The organism is Streptomyces sp. NPDC052107 (genome assembly GCF_040680215.1).
Classification (GTDB): Bacteria; Actinomycetota; Actinomycetes; order Streptomycetales; family Streptomycetaceae; genus Streptomyces.
Genome location: NZ_JBFAWG010000219.1, coordinates 1 through 3,305 on the forward strand (window position 1 = coordinate 1; position 3,305 = coordinate 3,305).

Here is a 3,305-nt window from a genome sequence, read left to right on the forward strand (position 1 = left end):
CTGGCGGCTCCTGTCGTTCAGTACCAGGGCACGAAGGCGATTGGCTCCCAAGGCTGAGCAACGCTCAGGCTCGCTAAGCCAATCAGAGACGCTGCAGGTGCTGGCCCTCATTGAGCATGCCAGCCGGCGGATCCGCGTCCTCGGCGCCACCGTGCACCCGACCGCGGCCTGGGTGAAGCAGGCGGCGAAGAACGTCGTCATGGACTTGGAGGACGCGGGCTGCCGGGCCCGGTTCCTCATCCGGGACCGGGACGGCACGTACACCGCCCTCTTCGACGAAATCCTCAACGACGCCGGGATTCTGGTCGTGTTCAGTGGCGTCCGGATACCGAGGATGAACGCCGTCACGGAGCGGTGGGTGCAGACCTGCCGACGGGAGCTGTTGGACCGCATGCTGATATGGAATCGGCGTCACCTGCTCTACGCGGTGCGCGAGTTCGAGCGCTTTTACAACTCGCGTCGGCCGCACCAGGGCATCGCGAACGCTCGCCCCCTTCAACCGCTGCCCGAGCCGATCACCGACCCGGCCCGAATCCTCCACCTCGACGTCCGACTAAGCGATCGACTCGGCGGCATCATCCACGAGGACCCACATGCCGCGTGACCAGGACGGATGAGGTTTCCGGCAAGGACAGCGTCGGCGACGGCGCCGCGCCCCTGTGCTTCCACCTGCTGGAGCGCGGTGAGTTCGGAGACCTGCTTCACGGCCTGGGCGTGCAGCGGATACAGCCGCTGCGTGATCTCGCGGGCCACATGGTCGGCGCTGCTCGCCGCCATCCCGATCGACGGTGCCCGCACGTGGGTTTCGTCCGGCAGCGCGCTCGTCCCTGAAGGCCTCGTGGGTGAGCGGCAGGGATCACGCGAGAAGGTAGAGGGCGAGGACCGCCCCGGCCAGGACGAGTCCCCGGACCAGTCCGCGTGGCGCCGATGTGCGACGGAGCCCCGGCTCCTCTCAGACCGCAGCGACGGGCGATCGTCGCGAGCAGCGTGGCCGCGGTGACGCACACCGGGGCGTGCCAGTCGTCGGCCGGCACAGTGGTCAGCGTGCTCGCAGCCGCGAGCACGCTGACCGCGAGGAGCAGCGACTGCATGGTCTCTGCGGCATCCCTGACGCGCAGGGATCCGGAAGATCACGACGCGCCGAGCCGGCGGGCACACCGGTACGGTTCGCCGCGCTGGACCACTGCGGCCCGGGGCTGGTACCGGCTTGCGCGACGCTTCCCCCGTGACGAGCACCGGAACACACCACGGCCCGGTCAGTTGAATGCTCTACGAATCCTCGCCGCGAGCCTGCGTTGCACCTGTGTGCCGGATCGGGATCCGGCACACAGGTGTGGTTCTACCAGTTGATGGTGCGGCCGTCGTAGCTGTAGCCGGGGCTGGTGTCGCAGTGGCCGCTGGCGTATGAGGTGACGCCCGCGTCGTAAAGGACGTTGGTCCAGACGGTGGCGTTCGTCGAGCCGAAGGACGGGGATCTGTAGAGTTCCTGACCGTCGGAGTTGCGGTGGATGGTGACGGTACAGCCCATCTGATCGTAGTCGGCCCCCCAAGCCCCGCGGATACGGGCCCACACAGTGCGGCAGTTGCCGCTGTAACGCAGGTCCACAGTCGGCCCGGTCGCCGCGCCGTCGTAGCTCCGCTTCAGCACGACGGAGGCGACGGTGCGTGCGTCGCTGCCGCAGGCGGAGCCGAGAGCGTCGGGATCCTGGTTGTCGCAGTTCGACGAGTTGCCGACCTGCCCGGAGTACCAGGAGCAGGTGGCTGCCTGCGCAGGCGAGGCGAACACGAGGGCGGCGGTGCCAGACGCCACCGTCAAGGCCAGTGCCGTGAGTGATGCTTTGACGCGTATCACCGAAGACGACTCCTTCTGCCAGTCAACACAGTGTGCGGTCTTGTCGCGCGGCAGTCATCGTCGCGGGCACCCGGCCCACCGGTCCACCACGTTCCAACGTGCTGGAAGAACGCTGGTCAGGCTTTGTCTGTGGCGCTAGATTCTGCTGTGGGCACGGGGGAGGGGGAGGAGTGCTCCGACTGCATTTCACCAGCGACGATCTTGCGCGTATCCGTGTTGCAGCGCGTCCGGATCCGCTCTGGGAAGTGGTGCTCAGCACCAACCTCCTGGGCAACCGTGAGGGCAGAGCGGTGTTCGACGCGTGGCGGGGCAGGGCACGTGAGCGGCTGCGCCGGCTTCCCGTGTGGATGCCGCGGCTCCTGCGCGCCCTCGCCCCGCCTTACGGTGACTTCCCGGACTTCCTCACGCCTTCCGAGGCCGCAGCAGGGATGGAATGCGGTATCGAGGCCGTGCTGTCCACGCCCGGCAGGCGCCTGAGTCAGGAACTCGCCGCGATGCCCCGACTGCCCGAGTGGACAGCCCCGCTCGTGCGTGGTGAAGCAGCGGCGCTCACTTCACTGGGTCAAGCACTGCGCACTTACTACGAGTCGGTCCTGTTACCCGACTGGCCCCGGGTTTCGACCCACGCACAAGCGGACGTGGCCGGGCGGGCCCGCACGCTCCTGCACGGCGGTGCCGACGCCCTGCTGGAGAGCTTTCGCCCCCTGCTACGGTGGACGCCGCCCGTTCTCGAAGCGGACTATCCGAAGGACCGCGACATTCATCTCACAGGGCGCGGTGTCACGCTGGTGCCCTCGGTGTTCTGCTGGCGGACCGTCGTCACCCTGATCGACCCCGGGCTCCCACCGGTTGTGGTGTATCCCGTTGAGAGAACCGCCGAATGGTGGCGCCCGCATGCTCGGCATCCCGGGCAGGACACCCTGCAGTCCCTTCTCGGTACTACCCGGGCCGCCGTGCTGCGCGTCGCTGCCGACGGTCCGTTGGCCGGCGAAGTCGCCCAGCGTATCGGCCTGTCGCTGGCGGCCACCAGCTACCACCTCAAGGCGCTGCGTGAGGCACGTCTGATCAGCTGTTCCCGGCGAGGCACGAGCACACTGCTGTTCCTCACCCCTTTGGGCGTGGACCTTCTGGCGGAGAACCCGCCGCGACCGAACCAGGTGTACTGAGCGTTGCGCGATCTCGGTGGCAAAAATTGCTAACCGTTATGCGGCAAGGGCGAGTTGGAGCCGAGCGAGATGGCTGCGGCTGGCCCGGTCGAGGGGGTGGCCGTTCCACCAGGCGGATCTGCGTGATCAGGACGTTGACGCTGGCGAAGGTGCCGCGGCGGATCGACTGCCGGTCAGGATTCCGAACCAGGTCTCGTCGGGTAGGACCGCTGCATTGCTGCAGCGGTCCCCCCTCAGAACCGGCCGTGCCCGCTTTCCAGGCAACCGGCTCAAGCAAGCCCCTTGGG

Annotated in this window: 4 protein-coding genes; 3 read left to right on the plus strand and 1 reads right to left on the minus strand. The window is 67.9% G+C overall.

The window, feature by feature from the left end; translation table 11 throughout:
• Positions 1-604 (plus strand): integrase core domain-containing protein (locus AB0M27_RS47055; RefSeq protein WP_365732351.1); only part of this gene is annotated, 604 nt, incomplete at its 5' end.
• Complete coding sequence (locus AB0M27_RS47060; RefSeq protein WP_365732352.1) at positions 601-831, plus strand: hypothetical protein; 231 nt, start codon at positions 601-603, stop codon at positions 829-831. The genes AB0M27_RS47055 and AB0M27_RS47060, both read left to right, overlap by 4 nt.
• Positions 832-1,339: 508 nt before the next feature.
• On the opposite strand, the gene AB0M27_RS47065 is transcribed toward AB0M27_RS47060, so the two are convergent.
• On the minus strand, positions 1,340-1,852 hold the full coding sequence (locus tag AB0M27_RS47065) for a DUF2690 domain-containing protein (RefSeq protein WP_365732353.1): 513 nt from the start codon (positions 1,850-1,852) through the stop codon (positions 1,340-1,342).
• A 170-nt stretch (positions 1,853-2,022) separates the two neighbouring features.
• Here AB0M27_RS47065 and AB0M27_RS47070 point away from each other — a divergent pair, with 170 nt between their 5' ends.
• Complete coding sequence (locus tag AB0M27_RS47070) at positions 2,023-3,018, plus strand: DUF5937 family protein (RefSeq protein ID WP_365732354.1); 996 nt, start codon at positions 2,023-2,025, stop codon at positions 3,016-3,018.
• Positions 3,019-3,305 lie beyond the last annotated feature (287 nt).